Source organism: Thalassotalea sp. PS06, from assembly GCF_007197775.1.
GTDB lineage: Bacteria > Pseudomonadota > Gammaproteobacteria > Enterobacterales > Alteromonadaceae > Thalassotalea_A.
Genome location: NZ_CP041638.1, coordinates 58,421 through 75,687, shown reverse-complemented (window position 1 = coordinate 75,687; position 17,267 = coordinate 58,421). Strand labels below are relative to the sequence as shown.

The window sequence follows — 17,267 nt, the reverse complement described above, 5'->3', positions numbered from 1 at the left end:
AGGCAAAGCCTCCCCACTCCTTTATTTAAAACATCGAAACGACAGGATCATATTCCCAAGCCTCTTTGAAGTACTCCACTACGGCCTCCGCAGCTGAATCGATGCCTTCTTTACCGCCCAGGGTATCGTATACATAATTGGCACCAACACCTATCCCAACACCAATTAGAACGGGGTTACCACCACTAACCTGTTCTGCGTCTAATAAATTTAACTCTTCCATTATCATTTCCTTATGACTTGATTTGATTTGATTAATTGATCTGTACAGATCACCGTTATCGATATCGCTATCGATAATTTAGCTTGAGTAATGAAATCAAAAAATGACAGATACAAATATAATAAACAGCCAAAACCCAATAAACACAATGGTTTAAAGGGTTATTTATGGCTGAAATATTTTTGATCCGGAGTTAAACCTGGACGGAATTATCACCGCAACTGTAAGAAATGAGTCGGCTTAGGGTCTGCATGCTAAGACCAGATTCTTGCTGCCACTCATTGAAGCAGCGTTGAATAGTATTAAGACTGGATTTGGTTGTCAGGCCGCCGTCGATAAGCTTGTGCTCGCGAAAATAGCTTTCAACGTCGCGGCTTAACAAGAAGGTGTCTTTACCCAGAGCGCGCAACGCATATGGGCCGGTATTACCGCCCAATCGCTGGCCATGTTTTTTCAGGTAAGCCCACAAACCAATGATATCCTCTTCTGGCCAGGCAGCAACGAACTCCGCAAAGCTTGCATAGCCATTATCCTCCACCTGCACATCGTAAATCATCTGGGCATTAGCCTTGATGGTCTGCACCTTTTTAAAATTACGGATGATTTTCGGATCCTGAGCTTTATTCTCAAGCATTTCCTCACTCATCATCATGATTTTAAAAATATCGAAATTGAAAAAGTGTTCTTCAAAGTCTGGCCACTTTTGTTCGACCACACGCCAGACAAAACCAGACTGGAAGACTTTTTTAGTGAAGTGCGCGAGAAATCTGTCGTCGCCAACTTGCGCCAGCTCATCATTGTTGGTCGCTTCGGTATGATAAGGCGTCAGAAGAAGGCGCAAATTTCCCTCTCCTCCCTTACGATCCGCAGCCCGCTGATAAATACTACTTACTTTTTCCATGGTAATACCAAGAGCGCCGAATTAAGCGCCGATCCCCGAATGGCGAAGTAAAGCGTCTACCTGAGGTTCACGGCCACGGAATGCTTTGAACAATTCCATTGGCTCGGCACTACCACCTTTTTCAAGAATACAGGTTAGGAATTCCAGACCGGTTTCGCGATTAAAGACACCGTCTTCTTCGAAGCGAGAATAGGCATCACTGGATAACACTTCCGCCCATTTGTAAGAGTAATAACCGGCGGCATAACCGCCAGCAAAGATGTGACCAAAACTATGTTGGAAACGGTTGAATTCTGGTGCTTCAACGACAGCATACTGTTCGCGCACTCGATTAAGCACATGCTGAATTTCATCACCTTTTGCCGGGTCATATTCCGCATGAATTTTGAAATCAAATAAGCTGAATTCTAACTGACGCAGCATTTGCATAGCTGACTGGAAGTTCTTCGCGGCTAGCATTTTATCAAGCATTTCCTGTGGTAATGCTTCGCCAGTTTCGTGATGCGACGATAAGAATGCCAATGCTTCCGGCTCCCAACACCAGTTTTCCAGGAACTGACTCGGCAGCTCAACCGCATCCCATGGCACGCCATTAATACCAGCAACGCCCGCGGCATTAATTTGAGTTAGCATATGGTGCAAACCGTGACCGAATTCATGGAACAGGGTTACCACTTCATCATGGGTAAACAACGCAGGCTTATCGCCAACCGGTTTGGTAAAGTTACAGGTTAAAAACGCTACTGGTAGCTGCACCGAACCGTCATTTAATTCACGACGACCAACACAATCGGCCATCCAGGCACCGCCACGTTTTTTCTCACGGGCGTATAAATCTAAATAAAAACTACCGCGCAGCCCGCCGTCTTTATCGAAAACATCGAAGAAGCTTACATCTTTATGCCAGACATCGACGTCATCACGTTGAGTAATCGTTAAACCATATAGGCGATTCACTACTTCAAATAAGCCGCTAACGACTTTATCTTCCGGGAAATATGGACGCAGATCTTCATCGGAAATCGAATACTTTTGCTGTTTCAGCTTTTCCGAATAATAAGCTAAATCCCAAGGTTGTAGCTGGGCTTTGCCATATTGTTTTTCGGCGAACTCTTTTAATTGCTCAAGGTCATCACCACCCTGGGTTTTCGACTTGGTTGCCAAGTCTTCTAAGAATGCCAAAACCTGCTGATTTGATTCTGCCATTTTGGTCGCCAGTGATTTCTCTGCATAGTTATCAAAACCCAGTAAACCGGCGACTTCATGACGCAGATTTAAGGTTTCAGCCATAATTGCTGAGTTATCGAACTCGCCGCCATTTGGACCAAGCTCAGACGCTCGGGTCACATAGGCGCGATACAGCTTTTCGCGTAGCGCTTCGTTGTCGGCATACATCATCACCGGCAGGTAGCTTGGAATATCTAAAGTAAATACCCAGCCGGATTTTTCCTGCGCCTCGGCTAACTGCGCAGCGCCTGCTTTGGCATTCTCCGGCAAACCTGACAGCTCATCTTCGTCGGTCACATTGACGCTAAACGCCTGGGTTGCATCTAATAGGTTGTTGCTAAATTGCGAAGATAATTCGGATAAGCGAGTCTGAATTTCACCATAACGCTTTTGCTGCTCAGCCGGTAAGCCGATTCCGGATAATTTAAAATCACGCAACGCGTTAGTAACCACTTTTTTCTGAGCGGCGTTAAGTGCCGCAAATTCTTCACTTTGAGAAAACGCTTCATAGGCCTGGTAAAGACCTAAATGTTGTCCAACCCAAGTGCCATATTCTGACAACATAGGTAAGCAAGCATCATGGGCTTCACGGATTTCGTCGGTACTGGCGACAGAGTTAAGATGAGAAACACCGGACCAGATTTTCTCGAGCACATCATCGACCGCTTCGATATCCGCCACTAAAGATTGCCAGGTAAACGGCGCGCCAGATGCAACTACGGCATCGATGGCTTTCTTAGAATCGGCAATGGCCTTCTCAACTGCAGGTTGAATATGTTCCGGTTTAATTTGTGAAAAAGCTGGCAAGTTATTGTTTGCCAAGAGTGGATTTGCTGATGAATATTGGGAATTTGCCGTAGTCATAATCGCTCGTTTAGATTTTATTTACTTAGCTAATTAATAAGTGCAGGGCGACAGATATTCAAGAGTACATGGCCGATTTATTGTCTTATCTGAGCAGGGTTTTCTGATTAGCAGGAAAACTAAGAAAATTTATTTCCCTTTGCCGCGGTCAATTAAGCTTGTCTTTCGCTTGAAAACCAGCTGGTTAGACACAATGATCAACTACTATTACAACGTCTTCCAAGAATCAGGAGTATTTCAATGAGTAAGCATTTCGACTATATCGCCTTAGGTGCAGGGAGTGGCGGTATCGCTGCAGTTAACCGGGCCGCTATGTATGGTAAAAAATGTGCCTTAATTGAAGCCAAAGCCTTGGGAGGCACCTGTGTAAATGTCGGCTGCGTACCAAAGAAAGTAATGTGGTATGCCGGGCAAATTGCCGATGCCGTGCATTTAAGTGAAGACTATGGCTTCGACCTGACCGCAGGGCCTTTAAACTGGAGCAGGCTGGTTGAAAGCCGCGAAGCGTATATTTCCCGAATTCATACCTCTTATGAAACCGTGCTTGGCAGAAACCATGTCGAAGTGATTAATGGTTATGGTCGCTTTGTCGATAAAAATACCATCGAAGTAAATGGTGAGCACTACACTGCCGATCACATATTAATCGCAACCGGTGGTCGCCCTTCTATTCCAGATATTCCCGGCGCGGAATACGGTATTACTTCCGATGGATTTTTTGCTCTTGAAGAACAACCTAATCGAGTTGCCGTTGTTGGCGCTGGCTATATTGCCGTTGAGATAGCCGGTGTACTGAATGCTCTCGGTAGCGAGACACATCTTTTGGTGCGCAAGCACAAACCTTTGCGCGATTTTGACGATTTAGTCAGTGATACGCTGGTTGAAATCATGGAGCAAGAAGGTCCAAAACTGGAAACCGGTGCGGTACCAAAATCCGTTGAGAAAAATGCCGATGGTTCACTCACGGTGACACTGGAAAATGGCAAAACCTTCACCGTCGACTGTGTTATCTGGGCGATTGGTCGAGAACCTGCCACCGATACCATTAATATTGAAAACGCCGGCATTAAAGTAAACGAAAAAGGCTTTATTCCAACGGATAAATTTCAGAATACGGATACCGCAAATATCTATGCAGTTGGTGACAATACGGGCCGGGCACAACTAACACCGGTCGCGGTTGCCGCTGGTCGCAGGTTATCTGAACGTTTGTTTAACAACAAAGAGAATGAACACCTCGATTACAACCTGATCCCGACCGTAGTATTCAGCCACCCAACCATAGGTACGATTGGTCTTACGGAAAACGAAGCCAAGGAACAGTTCGGGGAAGATGACATCAAGGTTTATACCTCGCAGTTTACTTCTATGTATACTGCGGTTACTCGTCATCGCCAGCCTTGTCGAATGAAACTGGTTTGCCAGGGCAGCAATGAAAAAATTGTTGGTATGCACTGTATTGGCTTAGGCAGTGATGAAATGCTGCAAGGGTTTGCCGTTGCGGTGAAAATGGGTGCCACCAAAGCGGATTTTGATAATACCGTAGCGATCCACCCTACCGCTGCCGAAGAATTCGTGACCATGCGATAAACAAGACAATCTGAATGGGTTTGCTGTCAATATTCAGCAAATCCAGAATCCGGCTAATTTTTTCTTTTTAAGAAATCTTTTTTCAAACAAGATGTTGTTCGTTAAACCAGGAATCTAGGGGGGTCTGGAACGAGTTAAAATGCACTGTCAAAATTTCTTTAAAAAAATGTAAAAAAGGCATTTTTTTTTGAAAATCTTTCTGATACTATCTTTCCCTGTTGTACGAAAAAGCAGCATCCTGCCGTATCTAACGATGCTTAAAAAGCGAGCGAACCAGAATTTTTATCCACATCTATTTGACCAATAATAATAAATAGAAACGGTTTCACACTTCTTTCGCCGCCCCGTAATATCAATACATTCAGAAGCACCACACTAATTCATTGTATTTTTGAACTGGTGGGTGAACTAATTGTTCAACAGACTTATCCACAACCTTCCTTGCCCATAATTAGTGCAAACCACGTTGATTTATCGAAAAGTTTTACCGCAAAAACCCAATTATATGGCATCCTTATAGGCATTCTTTCCATATCGCAAAAAATACCATGTCACAATCATCACCTTATATCCTTGTCGACGGTTCTTCTTATCTGTTTCGTGCCTACCACGTACCTTATTTGCAGGCTTTGTCGACTGCCGATGGCCACCCAACGGGAGCCATAACTGGCGTATTGAATATGCTTAAAAGTCTTAAAAAGGATTATCCTGACGGTAAGGTTATTGTGGTATTTGACGCGAAAGGCAAAACCTTTAGGAACGACCTCTATCCGGAATATAAAGCGAACCGCCCGCCGATGCCTGACGACCTGCGTTGTCAGATTGCACCATTACATAACATTATTCGTGCCATGGGTTATCCATTGTTGGTTATTGAAGGCGTTGAGGCTGATGATGTTATTGGCACCTTGGCTGAACAGGCCAGCGCCCAGGGTTTAGAAACGGTTATTTCAACCGGCGATAAAGATATGGCGCAACTGGTAACGGAACACGTTACCCTTATCAATACTATGACCAGTGTCACTATGGATGTGGATGGTGTTATTGAAAAGTTTGGCGTTCGTCCGGATCAAATCATCGATTACCTGGCGCTGATGGGCGATAAAGTCGATAACATTCCCGGTGTACAAAAATGTGGCCCGAAAACCGCTGTAAAATGGCTTACCGAATATGAAACTTTAGATGGCGTTATCGCCAATGCCGATAAGATAAAAGGCAAGGTTGGTGAGAATCTTCGCGCAGCGGTTGAACAGTTGCCTTTGTCTTATGAATTGGCAACCATCAAGACAGATGTAGAGCTTGAGCAAAACCTGGCGGATATCAAATCCACAGACCCTGAAGTGGATACCCTGCGCTCTTTACTGGAGCAATTTGAGCTTAAGCGCCTTTTGGCTGAATTAAACGCCGGCGCAGTAGCTACCGATTCTTCTGCCAGTGCAGACGTTGCCGAAGAAGAAGAGTTAACGCCATTAAATGAAGATATCCCGAGCAATTATCAGATTATCTTTAGCGAAGATGAGCTAGATAACTGGGTGAAAAAGCTAACCGAAAGCGGCAGCTTTGCATTTGATACTGAAACCACATCACTCAATTATATGCAGGCTAAACTGGTGGGGCTTTCTTTTGCCACTGAGCCAGGTGAAGCGGCATACATCCCATTCGGTCACGATTATGAAGGTGCGCCTGAACAGTTAGATATCGACCTGGTGTTAGGCAAACTAAAACCTTTGCTAGAAGATAAGTCGTTAATAAAAATTGGCCAAAACCTGAAATACGATGCCAATGTCCTGAATAATTACGACATAGCATTAACCGGTATCGGTTTTGACACCATGTTGGAATCCTATTGTTTAAACAGTGTCGCTACCCGCCATAATATGGACGCGCTAGCCGAGAAATATCTTGATTATAAAACCGTTCACTTTGAAGATATCGCCGGTAAAGGTGCGAAACAGCTAACCTTTAATCAAATTGATATCGACAAGGCTGGCCACTACGCCGCTGAAGATGCAGATATCACCTTACGATTACATCAGGTGCTTTGGCCAAAACTCGAGAAAAGTGAAAAGCAATGCTCGGTATTTAAAGATATCGAGCTTCCACTGTTACCAGTATTGGCGAGAATGGAGCAGCACGGTGTGCTTATTGATGCTGACCTGTTAACCGAGCAGAGCCAATACATTGCAACCCGCCTTGATGAAATTGAAGTGGCGGCACATAACATTGCCGGTAAAAGCTTTAACTTAAGCTCACCAAAACAACTGCAAACCATTTTATTTGAAGAGCAGCAGATCCCGGTTATTAAGAAAACGCCAAAAGGTGCGCCATCGACTGCCGAAGAAGTATTACAGGAACTGGCGCTAGATTACCCATTACCTAAGCTGATCCTTGAGCATCGCGGATTAGCCAAACTGAAATCCACCTATACCGACAAATTACCTTTGATGATCGACAACAATTCTGGTCGGGTACATACCTCATATCATCAGGCGGTAACAGCAACGGGTCGTTTATCGTCAACGGATCCGAATTTGCAGAATATTCCGATTCGCTCTGACGAAGGTAAGAAAATCCGTCAGGCATTTATCGCCCCAGAGAACCACAAGGTTGTGGCAATCGATTACTCACAAATTGAATTGCGGATTATGGCACACCTTTCCAATGATCCAGGTTTACTAAGTGCCTTTGCCCAAGGCCGAGATATTCACCAGGCGACCGCTGCGGAAATTTTTGGTATCGAACTTGAAGAAGTCACTAGTGATCACCGTCGCAGTGCCAAGGCCATTAACTTCGGACTCATTTACGGCATGTCTGCGTTTGGCTTATCTAAGCAGTTAGGAATTCCTCGCGGCCGGGCTCAGGATTACATGGACAAGTACTTTGAACGCTACCCGGGTGTGCTTACTTATATGGAAGACACTCGCCAGCTGGCAAACGAACAAGGCTATGTTGAAACCTTATTTGGTCGTCGTCTGTTTTTACCAGAAATTAAATCCCGAAATGGTGCCCGCAAAAAAGCCGCAGAGCGCGCGGCAATCAATGCGCCTATGCAAGGGACAGCCGCCGACATCATTAAGAAGGCGATGCTGGCCGTCGACGCCTGGATTATCGAGCAAAATGACCCTCGCATTAAGATGACAATGCAGGTACACGATGAATTAATCTTTGAAATTCATCAAGATATCGTTGATGAGGTTACTGACAAGCTAGTTCAGATCATGAATGATGCGGTTGAATTAAACGTTCCATTAATCGCCGAATCGGGAATTGGCGACAATTGGCAACAAGCCCATTAAAATGGAAAATTAGATCAAAGGTGAAATATAATTACATAAATACATGACTTTAAGTGGTTAAATAACGCTCAAATGCGTTTTAAAGACAAAAAATTACAAAAAATCACGAAAAAATGTAATTTTCATTAGAGTAATGACTTTACAAACTAGAGTGGCTACTCTAAAATACAATCATTCCTAACGGAATTCTTGTTGTAATAACTTTTGTTTTCTAGCTTCCCCATAAGCTTATAACCGATGCCAATGGCATCGGTTTTTTTTTGCCTACACGGATGTAGGCAGCTCGAATTTGTCGGGAACTGAAATTCGACTGTGCATGGAAAGCACTTCGTCGGAATATTACCATCCATGATATCCCGACATTCCGTAAATCCCTTTACATCGTCGGAATATTACCATCCATGATATCCCGACATTCAATAAATCCCTTATATTTCCTTACGATCCATGGAAGGTGTTGGTTTGGTTTGTCGCCTGTTCCTTGCTAATGTATAACCAACTGATATTTTGCCTTTTTACTAAGCGTTTAATTTTCCAAAGGTATATATGCCAATAAGTGAAGTTGAGTCGAAAAAGCTGAAAAACAGCTAACTGAATATTGTTTAAAGCGCACCAGACCTGAAATAAAAGATCAACTTGAAATTGTTTTTCGCATAGAGGATAAGCTAGCTTTTATTTCAGAAAGAAGATCTGTTTTGAATAATCCCGGCGAGAAAAGAGATTTTGATATTGCTCGATTTAAATTCTCGGTTAAAAACAGAAATTGGACACTTTACTGGTGCGATCGTAATGGAAAGTGGCGTGTATTTGATGAGGTTAAGCCAAACAACGATATTTCATCCTTCTTTGATTTAATTGATAGGCACCCAATTTTTTACGGATAAAAATATAACAAGCAATGTAGTGGGTGCTTTTAATCTTTGTTCCGCTTCGATACGCAGCTTAAACCTTGAAATAGTTGAAACCGACAAATCTAGTTGAGATACGCTTTATTTTAATAAAATCACAACAATACTGATTTCTGATGGAGGTTACTCTCATCTTGAACAAGTTTCAGAATGAGGTGCGCAAACCAAGTCTGGTGTGTATTTGATACCTAACAACTTACTTAAAAATGGAAAATTGAGAGTAATATGAAAATAAAGTTTAGTGATATTCTGGAGCTGTTTGAAATGGTGAATTTCGGCTCCCCACACTCGAATGAGGGGTATATCAATAAATCGACCGGAAAGACTTACTTCTACTCGGAGTTTGGCGACAATGAAGAAGAACTTCCAGACGATATTGATGAGGAAACGTATTTGTTCATCCCTCACAAAAGTGAATTGAATCAGGGAAACGATCTTGCCTTCGACTTTACTCTGGAACATTTACCTTCACATTATGAAAACGTTCGTTCGATCTTTCGCCAAAAAGGGGCTTACGCTCGGTTTAAATCACTGTTGGAATCTTCCGGAAAAATTGAGCTTTGGTATAAATTTGAAGCTGACCAAACTGAAAAAGCGTTACGCCAATGGTGTGAAGTTCAAGACGTAAAATTTATCGACTAATCAAACGGCTATCGCGATAGGAACAATGTCATCACCAATGTCGGTTGAGATTCCCTATAGTATCAGGGAATGACTCAACCAATGGGCCTTTCCTGAATATTAAAACCATTAAGCAATTTCCTCCTTAATCGTTCACCAGAATGCCGACTATTCGGGTAAGCCATATAATCAATAAGCAATGTCTATAATTTTCGCTTGTGAGAAAGTTTTTAACCGATCAAAGCCTGGAGGTAACATGGAACTCGATGAAGATAAAATTGATGATGCAGCTCTCGCACTATTGTATTTGACCTTACACGATACATTCAGAGCCTGGAAACAACTAGACTGGGAAATCACAGATAGGCTTTTTGAAAAGGGGCTTATACACGACCCAAAAGGCAAAGCTAAATCGGTCTGCTTCACTGAAAAAGGTTTAGCCAAATCGGAAGAGCTTTTGAATAAATTGTTCGCTAAATAGTAGTAATAAGATAACGGCGCATTAGTATCCGCTCGGATTCCCTGTAGTATCAGGGAATGACTCAAACAATAGGGCTTTTTCTGAATTCTGTACACTGTGCACTTTGATCACGGGAGTTTCAACTCCCGTGATCAACCTCATACTTCAGCTGCACAAACCCAAAGTCATAGACATTTGAATTCACCAGCTTGAGCTTTTGTCGCTGCTGTAAACCGTTAAATAGAGGAATGCCCTTTCCTATCAGGATTGGGATTAGAGTGAGTTCGATATCGGTAAGTAAACCGGCGTCGATAAATTGCCGGATGGTATAGCCGCCATCGACATAGATACGTCGGGCGCCTTTGTTGGCAAGCTTGAGGCAAAGCTCTGCGATCGGTTGAGAACTGGCGGATACCTTATCCTTTAGGTGATCGGGAATCGATACGAATCTTGAGCTTAATACAATAACGGGTTTGCTATAAACCCAATCGCCGCCGAACGAGAGTACTTTTTCATAGGTATGGCGGCCCATAACCAGATAATCGATGCTACCCATAAAGGCCGCAAAGCCACAATCTTCGCCTTGGGGCACCAGTGCATTGGCTTCATTGAGCCAGGATAAATCACCACCCTCGCCAGCAATAAAGCCATCAACGGAAATGGCGATATAAGCAGAACATTGCAATTGCATGGTTAACCCATTGAAAACGCTAATATGGTTAACCTAAGTATAGAGAATGTTCGCGAGTTACTCTTGCTCAGTTTGCGGGTCTTCGGCTTGTTGCTCTTCAAGGTAGGCAAACCAATCACAAATGATTTGGTTGGCGGTATCTAGTCCAAGACGGTTAAGGGATGAAAACGCCTGAACCTTGATATTTTCGTGGAGTTTTTCACATTCTTTACGTACTTTCAGAACTTCGGCGCTACGTTTACCGGACTTTAGCTTATCGGCTTTGGTTAACAACGCCAGCACTGGCAAACCACAATCATTAGCCCACTCGATTAAGTCGGTGTCCAAGTCTTTTAATGGGTGGCGAATATCCATGAGTACAACCAATCCTTTCAGACTCAGGCGTTTTTCGAGGTATTCTGCCAGGGATTTTTGCCATTTCTTCTTCATTTCCAATGGCACTTTGGCAAAACCATAACCGGGCAAATCGATTAAACGACGATTATCACCAATATCAAAGACATTAATAAGCTGAGTGCGACCTGGGGTTTTACTGGTACGGGCCAGGCTTTTTTGATTGGTAAGAGTATTCAGGGCACTGGACTTTCCGGCATTGGAACGACCTGCAAACGCCACCTCAATACCAGAGTCTTCTGGCAAACGACGAATGTCGGGCGCGCTTAAGGTGAATGTAGCTTTGTGAAGGTTGATTACCGGTGTTGTCAAAATTAAGTCCAAAAATGAAATTTACTTGGGCTAAATTATATCCTTTTTTAAGGGGACTGTTGACCTTTGCACGCCAGCTTTTATGTATTTGTTCGAATATACTTCAGCGAATTGGTGAAAAAGGCCATAAAATATTGTTAAAAGACCCTTGGTTCTGTAAGAGAATTTTTATTTTAGCCATTACAGAACTGTTTCTTTTGGTGTAAAATGTCGGAAATTTTTTATAAACGCGTTATGAATTGTAATGCTGCGCAAGCATTACGGTTCGAAAAACAGGCAGAAACTCTATGAAAAAAATCATTCTCTCAGCAATCCTGGGTTGCGGTTTGATGGGTAATGTATTGGCTCAAGGTGATGCAGAAGCTGGTAAAAACAAAGCTGCTGTATGTGCCGCTTGTCATGGTGCTAACGGTATTGGTACCACTGATCAGTATCCTAACCTTGCAGGTCAGCATGCCGATTACATCGCTAAGCAGCTAAAAGCTTTTAAAGACGGTTCTCGTGTAGATCCGGTTATGGCGCCAATGGCTGCAAACCTATCGGATCAGGACATGGCTGATTTGGGTGCATATTTTGAGGGTCTGGGCAGTAGCGGTGGCGAAGCAGAGACCGCAACAGCAGGTGGTGCTCCGGCAGCGCCAGCGGCTCCAGCAATTGTCGCTGATGCAGCAATGGGTAAAACCTTATACGAGAAAGGCGATGCGAGCCGCGGTATTACTGCTTGTATCACCTGTCACGGTAAAGATGGTGACAGTGAAGTACTGATCAACCCGAATCTTTCCAATCAGCACCCTGAGTACATTGTTAAGCAACTTAATAGCTTCAAAGAGCACGCAGCAACTGACGGTGCTTCTGGTCGTGTTAATGCTGCGATGAACCAGGTTGCTGCAAACCTTACTGAGCAAGACATTGCTGATATCGGTGAATTCTTAAAAGCACCTGCTGACGTAAAAGAAGCAGCGAAAGCGAAGAAAACCGTTAAAGTAAATCACGTTGGTGATGTTGCGCTAGGTAAAGAAAAATCTGCCACCTGTGTAGCTTGTCACAGCGCTGATGGTAACAGCATGGTTCCAATGTATCCGAAGCTAGCGGGCCAAAGCGAACAGTACTTATTCAAACAGTTAATGGACTTCAAAAAAGCCGTTGATACCAACAACGAAGAAGGCCGAGTTGATCCGGTAATGGCGGGTATGGTTGCGCCTTTATCTGAGCAAGACATGCAAAACTTAGCTGCATACTTCGCAAGCCAGAAAGTATCAGCAAGTGCTGCGCAAGCGAATGAGCGTGGTAAAGACCTGTATCTAGGTGGTGATGCAAGCCGCGGTATTACCGCATGTGTTGCTTGTCACGGTGTAGACGGTCAAGGTATGGCTCTGGCTGGCTTCCCAGTTATTGGTCAACAACACACTGACTATCTGAAACTCCAACTTGGTAAATTCCGTGACGGTACTCGTGGTAACGACATGAACGGTATGATGCGTAACATCGCTGCTAAGTTAACTGACGAAGACATCGACGCTGTTTCACAGTACATGTCATCACTGAAATAAGCAGCAACGCTTAAGTAAAAGCCAGGGTTATCCCTGGCTTTTTTGTTTCTACATACTGATGAGGCAAATTTTATAATATTCAATTCAGATGCTGTTGAGATATAATCAGCACACCTTATATGCTTGAAAAGAATAACTTAATGAGTCATCAATTACCTATCTTTGCTTTTTCCCTCATGACACTTTTATTCACCGCTAGTGAACAGGCTGCTGCTTCTGACGATGACCCCAAGTATACGAAACAACAGGAACCAAATGCTCAGTCTCGCTATGACACTCGTTACTTTATCCTTAAGCCACATAAGCGGAATTATATTTTGCCAATTACGGCTACTGATAACTTTAATGAACAAGCCTATGAAAACGTACCCGAATTTTCTGATAACTTTGAAGACATTGAGGCAAAGTATCAGCTAAGTCTAAAGTTCCCCCTTGTCAATGAGGGCTTCCTATTCGAGCAGGACAGCCTGCACTTTGGCATTACCCTGCAATCGTGGTGGCAGATCTATGCGGATAATATTTCTAAGCCATTTCGAGAAACGAATTATCAGCCGGAAATCTTTTACCGAGCAAAAACGCCGTGGAAAGTACTGGATGGCAGTGTGACCCTTGGCATAGGTTTGGAACATCAATCTAACGGTCGCTCACAATTACTTAGCCGCAGCTGGAATCGGATGTATGGCGAAGTCATTTTTCAAAAAACCGACTTTAAAGCCACCTTCAAACCTTGGTATCGCATTCCTGAAAACGAAAAAGATAGTCCAACCGATCCTGAGGGTGACGATAACCCCGACATCCGTGATTACATGGGCAATTACCAACTAGAATTCGAATACCTTTGGGGTGATACCGGCATGGAAGTAATGCTTAGAGAAAACTTTAAGACCCATAAAGGTGCTTTTGAAATTGGCCTTACATTCCCAATCTGGAGTGGGCTTCGAGGCTATTTGCAATACTTCAATGGCTATGGCGAGAGCCTGATTGATTACAATCATAATCAGCAGAAAATCGGCCTTGGTATCATGTTAGATACATATTTCGACTAACCCTGCAGTCAACTAGGTGCAACGGAATCACGGGTGATGTCGCATCGTGGATCACTTGCGCTTTCTTTGAGAATTTATTCTGACTTTGAATTTTGAAAATGGGGTGGCTGATGGGACTTGAACCCGCGCCAATCTGTATTTGCGGAATCACGGGTGATTTCGCATCGTGGATCACTTGCGCTTTCTTTGAGAATTTATTCTGACTTTAAATTTTGAAAATGGGGTGGCTGATGGGACTTACACCCACGCCAATCTGTATTTGCGGAATCACGGGTGATTTCGCATCGTGGATCACTTGCGCTTTCTTTGAGAGTTTATTCTGACTTTGAATTTTGAAAATGGGGTGGCTGATGGGACTTGAACCCGCGCCAATCTGTATTTGCGGAATCACGGGTGATTTCGCATCGTGGCTTATCGACACGTTACTTCAAAAAATATACTAATTGGGAAATTTTAAAATGGGGTGGCTGATGGGACTTGAACCCGCGCCAATCTGTATTTGCGGAATCACGGGTGATTTCGAATCGTGGATCTCTTGCGCTAACTTATTTAATTTCAGGGATCTATGAGAAGAAAATGGGGTGGCTGATGGGACTTGAACCCACGACAACCGGAATCACAATCCGGGGCTCTACCAACTGAGCTACAGCCACCACTGAGAGGCTTTCAGGCAAAAGGACTACCGCCTGAAACAGTGCGCGGGATTGTATATTAACTTCACTGACAAATACAAGCGGTGTTCCAAAAAACTTGTCCTTTTTCGCGAATTTATTTACCTCTTGCACAATTGGTCATCGGAATCAGGTCAGTTTCTTTTATACTTTGACCTATCTACTCCGTTCAGGAACTAAGATGTCATTAGAAAAGTTGGCGAAAACACTCAATACGCGAACAAATAATGGGCCTCCCATTGAAAAGTGGAATCCACCATTTTGCGGTGATATTCCTATCAAAATAGAAAGCAGTGGCAAATGGTTGTATCAAGGCAGTGAAATTTCCCGTGCCGCCATGGTAAAGCTATTTGCCTCTGTACTTTGGTTTGAAGAAGACGAATATTTCCTGGTAACCCCAGTCGAAAAAGTCCGTATTGAAGTCGAGGACTTACCCTTGGTTATCACTCAATGGGAAAATACCGGTGATAGTAATGCGCCTGTCATTCAGGTATCAACCAGTCTTGGAGATACCGTCGTTATTTCCCAAAGTTATCCTCTTGAGCTCGATGATAAGGGCTTGAAAGTCAGGATTCGTCGCAACCTTTGGGCCAGAGTTCATCGCAATGTCTATTACCAATGGGCGGAATTAGCCGAAGTGAAAGCCGATGATAGCTCCGGGCGCCAGCAAGCCATCATTAAAAGCTCAGGCCAGGAATATACGTTAGGGGACTTTTAGGTAACTACCAGGCTTTCCTAAACGATACTCGAGTAACGGCTTTTCGCTAACTGCGGCTTAATATACTGATCAAAAGACATGCAGATATTACGGACAAACAACCTGCCAGCATCAGAAACCTGAATTTGTTCGCCGTCTTCAATTAACAGACCATCGGTTTTCAATGGGGTTAAGCTTTGCAAGTCATCTTCAAAATATGCGTCGAAATCGATGCGGTATTGGCTTTCAATGCGTTTCTTATCTAAACGGAAATTACACATAAGCTGGCGGATAATATCTGAGCGAAGTACATCTTCTGTAGATAAGCTCACACCGCGCGCCAAAGCATGTTCATTGGCCTCAATCGACTGATAGTAATCGGTAAGTTGTTTATGATTTTGCGCCAGGCTATTACCAACGGCACTAATGGATGAAACACCTAGCCCCAGCAGATCGCATGAATCATAAGTGGTATATCCCTGAAAGTTTCGATGTAAACGCCCTGCCCTTTGTGCAATTGCCAGTTCATCATCGGGTTTTGCAAAGTGGTCCATGCCTATGGCCTGATAACCCGCGCCAACAAAGGCGGTAATTGCCTGCTCCATCAATTGCATTTTTTCTGAAGCGCTAGGCAACCACTGGTCTTTGATTTTACGCTGCGCCGCAAATCGCTGTGGTAAATGTGCATAGCTAAATAGTGAAATACGGTCTGGGTCCATTTCGAATACCGCAGCAATGGTTTGTTCCATGGTCTGGGTACTTTGATGCGGTAAACCGTAAATCAAATCGAGATTAATCGAAGAAAAACCAACCTCTTTGGCTTTACTCACTAAAGCCTTTAAATGCTCCGTCGATTGTTGGCGATTTATCGCCTCTTGAACAGTTTCATTTACGTCCTGAACGCCAATGCTAAGGCGATTAAATCCAATCCGACGTAAATGCTCGATACGCTCCGTTGTCATTTCTCTGGGATCAATCTCGATGCCCATTTCCACTTCTTGTGCGAATTGAAATTGCTCTTTTAGATACGCAGTCAATTCTGTTAATTGCTCATCATTGAGAAACGTAGGCGTACCGCCACCCAAATGTACCTGACATACGCTGTGACGCGGAAACAGTTTAGCCTGAGTGGTTATCTCACGCTTTAAAAAACTCAAATATAACTGCGCTTTTTGCTTTTGCCGGGTAACAATTTTGTTGCAGCCACAGTAGTAACAAAGCTTGTGGCAAAATGGGATATGGATGTACAGAGAGAGGTCTTTGCTGTCACTATGTTCGATAGCACCTAGAAAATCGTTTCTATCAAATGCATCGGTAAACTCCAGAGCCGTCGGATAAGACGTATAACGAGGACCTTGCAGGTTATATTTAGAAACGAGTGATTGTTGAATTGGTGATACAGCAGACATAAATCAGACCGGGCGTTAAAAAACGCCAGTCTAATTGATATTTATGTTGGGATATTTGATCTAAAACAAAGGCGACAGCTAAAAACAGCTAATCCGCGCAATGGATGCATTTAGTGGCAGCAGGCTGCACTTTCAGGCGCTCGCGGGCGATGTCTTCGCCACAATCCTGGCACACACCATACGAGCCGTTCTCAATGCGAGTAATGGCATTAGACAACTGCTGGATTTCGATTTTCGCTTCAACTTCCAGGGCGTTCAGTACTTCATCATTCTCTCGTTCACCGGCCTGTTCCGACCAATCCGCATTGCGGCCTTCGGCAAAATCCTGGTGAATTGAGGTCACCCGTGACTGTAATTCGACAATTCGTTTTGTGAATTCCACTTTGAGAAGTTCTGACATAAACCAGC

Annotated in this window: 15 protein-coding genes and 1 tRNA gene; 8 read left to right on the top strand and 8 right to left on the bottom strand. The window is 43.7% G+C overall.

Translation table 11 applies throughout. The features are described 5' to 3' along the window. Positions 1 to 25: 25 nt before the first annotated feature. The 3 genes from FNC98_RS00325 to prlC form a co-directional block, all read right to left on the bottom strand. Positions 26 to 223 carry a hypothetical protein gene (locus FNC98_RS00325; RefSeq protein WP_143579390.1) on the bottom strand — a complete coding sequence of 66 codons (198 nt, stop codon included), beginning with the start codon at positions 221 to 223 and terminating at the stop codon, positions 26 to 28. A gap of 193 nt (positions 224 to 416) precedes the next feature. Further along, on the bottom strand, positions 417 to 1,124 hold the full coding sequence (locus FNC98_RS00320) for a DNA-3-methyladenine glycosylase I (RefSeq protein WP_143579389.1): 708 nt from the start codon (positions 1,122 to 1,124) through the stop codon (positions 417 to 419). A gap of 21 nt (positions 1,125 to 1,145) precedes the next feature. Next, the gene (gene prlC / locus FNC98_RS00315; protein WP_143579388.1) at positions 1,146 to 3,215 is read right to left on the bottom strand and encodes an oligopeptidase A; all 2,070 of its coding nucleotides are present in this window, start codon (positions 3,213 to 3,215) and stop codon (positions 1,146 to 1,148) included. A 240-nt stretch (positions 3,216 to 3,455) separates the two neighbouring features. Between prlC and gorA the strand changes: the two genes are divergently transcribed. The 5 genes from gorA (at position 3,456) to FNC98_RS00290 (ending at position 10,111) form a co-directional block, all read left to right on the top strand. Beyond that, the gene (gene gorA, locus FNC98_RS00310) at positions 3,456 to 4,805 is read left to right on the top strand and encodes a glutathione-disulfide reductase (RefSeq protein ID WP_143579387.1); all 1,350 of its coding nucleotides are present in this window, start codon (positions 3,456 to 3,458) and stop codon (positions 4,803 to 4,805) included. A 548-nt stretch (positions 4,806 to 5,353) separates the two neighbouring features. Beyond that, positions 5,354 to 8,101, top strand: a complete 2,748-nt coding sequence (gene polA / locus FNC98_RS00305; RefSeq protein ID WP_143579386.1) for a DNA polymerase I — start codon at positions 5,354 to 5,356, stop codon at positions 8,099 to 8,101. Between the two features lie 695 nt (positions 8,102 to 8,796). Next, a complete protein-coding gene (locus tag FNC98_RS17035; RefSeq protein ID WP_185968014.1) occupies positions 8,797 to 8,985 on the top strand; it encodes a DUF3024 domain-containing protein in 189 nt (62 codons plus the stop codon). Positions 8,986 to 9,234: 249 nt separating this feature from the next. Next, positions 9,235 to 9,651, top strand: a complete 417-nt coding sequence (locus tag FNC98_RS00295; protein WP_143579385.1) for a hypothetical protein — start codon at positions 9,235 to 9,237, stop codon at positions 9,649 to 9,651. Positions 9,652 to 9,886: 235 nt separating this feature from the next. Next, the gene (locus FNC98_RS00290; protein ID WP_143579384.1) at positions 9,887 to 10,111 is read left to right on the top strand and encodes a DUF6429 family protein; all 225 of its coding nucleotides are present in this window, start codon (positions 9,887 to 9,889) and stop codon (positions 10,109 to 10,111) included. Between the two features lie 118 nt (positions 10,112 to 10,229). Here the strand turns inward: FNC98_RS00290 and FNC98_RS00285 are convergent, their stop codons facing one another. Beyond that, positions 10,230 to 10,781 (bottom strand): dihydrofolate reductase family protein, encoded by a 552-nt coding sequence (locus tag FNC98_RS00285; protein WP_143579383.1) that lies wholly within the window; start codon positions 10,779 to 10,781, stop codon positions 10,230 to 10,232. A 57-nt stretch (positions 10,782 to 10,838) separates the two neighbouring features. Beyond that, positions 10,839 to 11,486, bottom strand: coding sequence for a ribosome biogenesis GTP-binding protein YihA/YsxC (yihA, locus tag FNC98_RS00280; protein ID WP_143579382.1), 648 nt, complete (start codon positions 11,484 to 11,486; stop codon positions 10,839 to 10,841). Between the two features lie 287 nt (positions 11,487 to 11,773). On the opposite strand from yihA, the gene FNC98_RS16900 reads away from it, so the two are divergent. Together FNC98_RS16900 and FNC98_RS00270 are read left to right on the top strand one after the other, a co-directional pair. Further along, positions 11,774 to 13,036, top strand: coding sequence for a cytochrome c (locus FNC98_RS16900; protein ID WP_260680397.1), 1,263 nt, complete (start codon positions 11,774 to 11,776; stop codon positions 13,034 to 13,036). A 140-nt stretch (positions 13,037 to 13,176) separates the two neighbouring features. Next, positions 13,177 to 14,082 carry a phospholipase A gene (locus tag FNC98_RS00270; protein ID WP_143579381.1) on the top strand — a complete coding sequence of 302 codons (906 nt, stop codon included), beginning with the start codon at positions 13,177 to 13,179 and terminating at the stop codon, positions 14,080 to 14,082. Between the two features lie 577 nt (positions 14,083 to 14,659). Here the strand turns inward: FNC98_RS00270 and FNC98_RS00265 are convergent. Further along, positions 14,660 to 14,735: transfer RNA gene (locus tag FNC98_RS00265), tRNA-His, on the bottom strand. A 199-nt stretch (positions 14,736 to 14,934) separates the two neighbouring features. On the opposite strand from FNC98_RS00265, the gene FNC98_RS00260 reads away from it, so the two are divergent. After that, the gene (locus FNC98_RS00260; protein WP_143579380.1) at positions 14,935 to 15,471 is read left to right on the top strand and encodes a DUF1285 domain-containing protein; all 537 of its coding nucleotides are present in this window, start codon (positions 14,935 to 14,937) and stop codon (positions 15,469 to 15,471) included. 17 nt (positions 15,472 to 15,488) lie between these two features. On the opposite strand, the gene hemN is transcribed toward FNC98_RS00260, so the two are convergent. Both hemN and FNC98_RS00250 read right to left on the bottom strand, forming a co-directional pair. Further along, on the bottom strand, positions 15,489 to 16,859 hold the full coding sequence (gene hemN, locus FNC98_RS00255; RefSeq protein WP_143579379.1) for an oxygen-independent coproporphyrinogen III oxidase: 1,371 nt from the start codon (positions 16,857 to 16,859) through the stop codon (positions 15,489 to 15,491). 88 nt (positions 16,860 to 16,947) lie between these two features. Beyond that, a complete protein-coding gene (locus FNC98_RS00250; protein WP_143579378.1) occupies positions 16,948 to 17,259 on the bottom strand; it encodes a TraR/DksA family transcriptional regulator in 312 nt (103 codons plus the stop codon). Positions 17,260 to 17,267 lie beyond the last annotated feature (8 nt).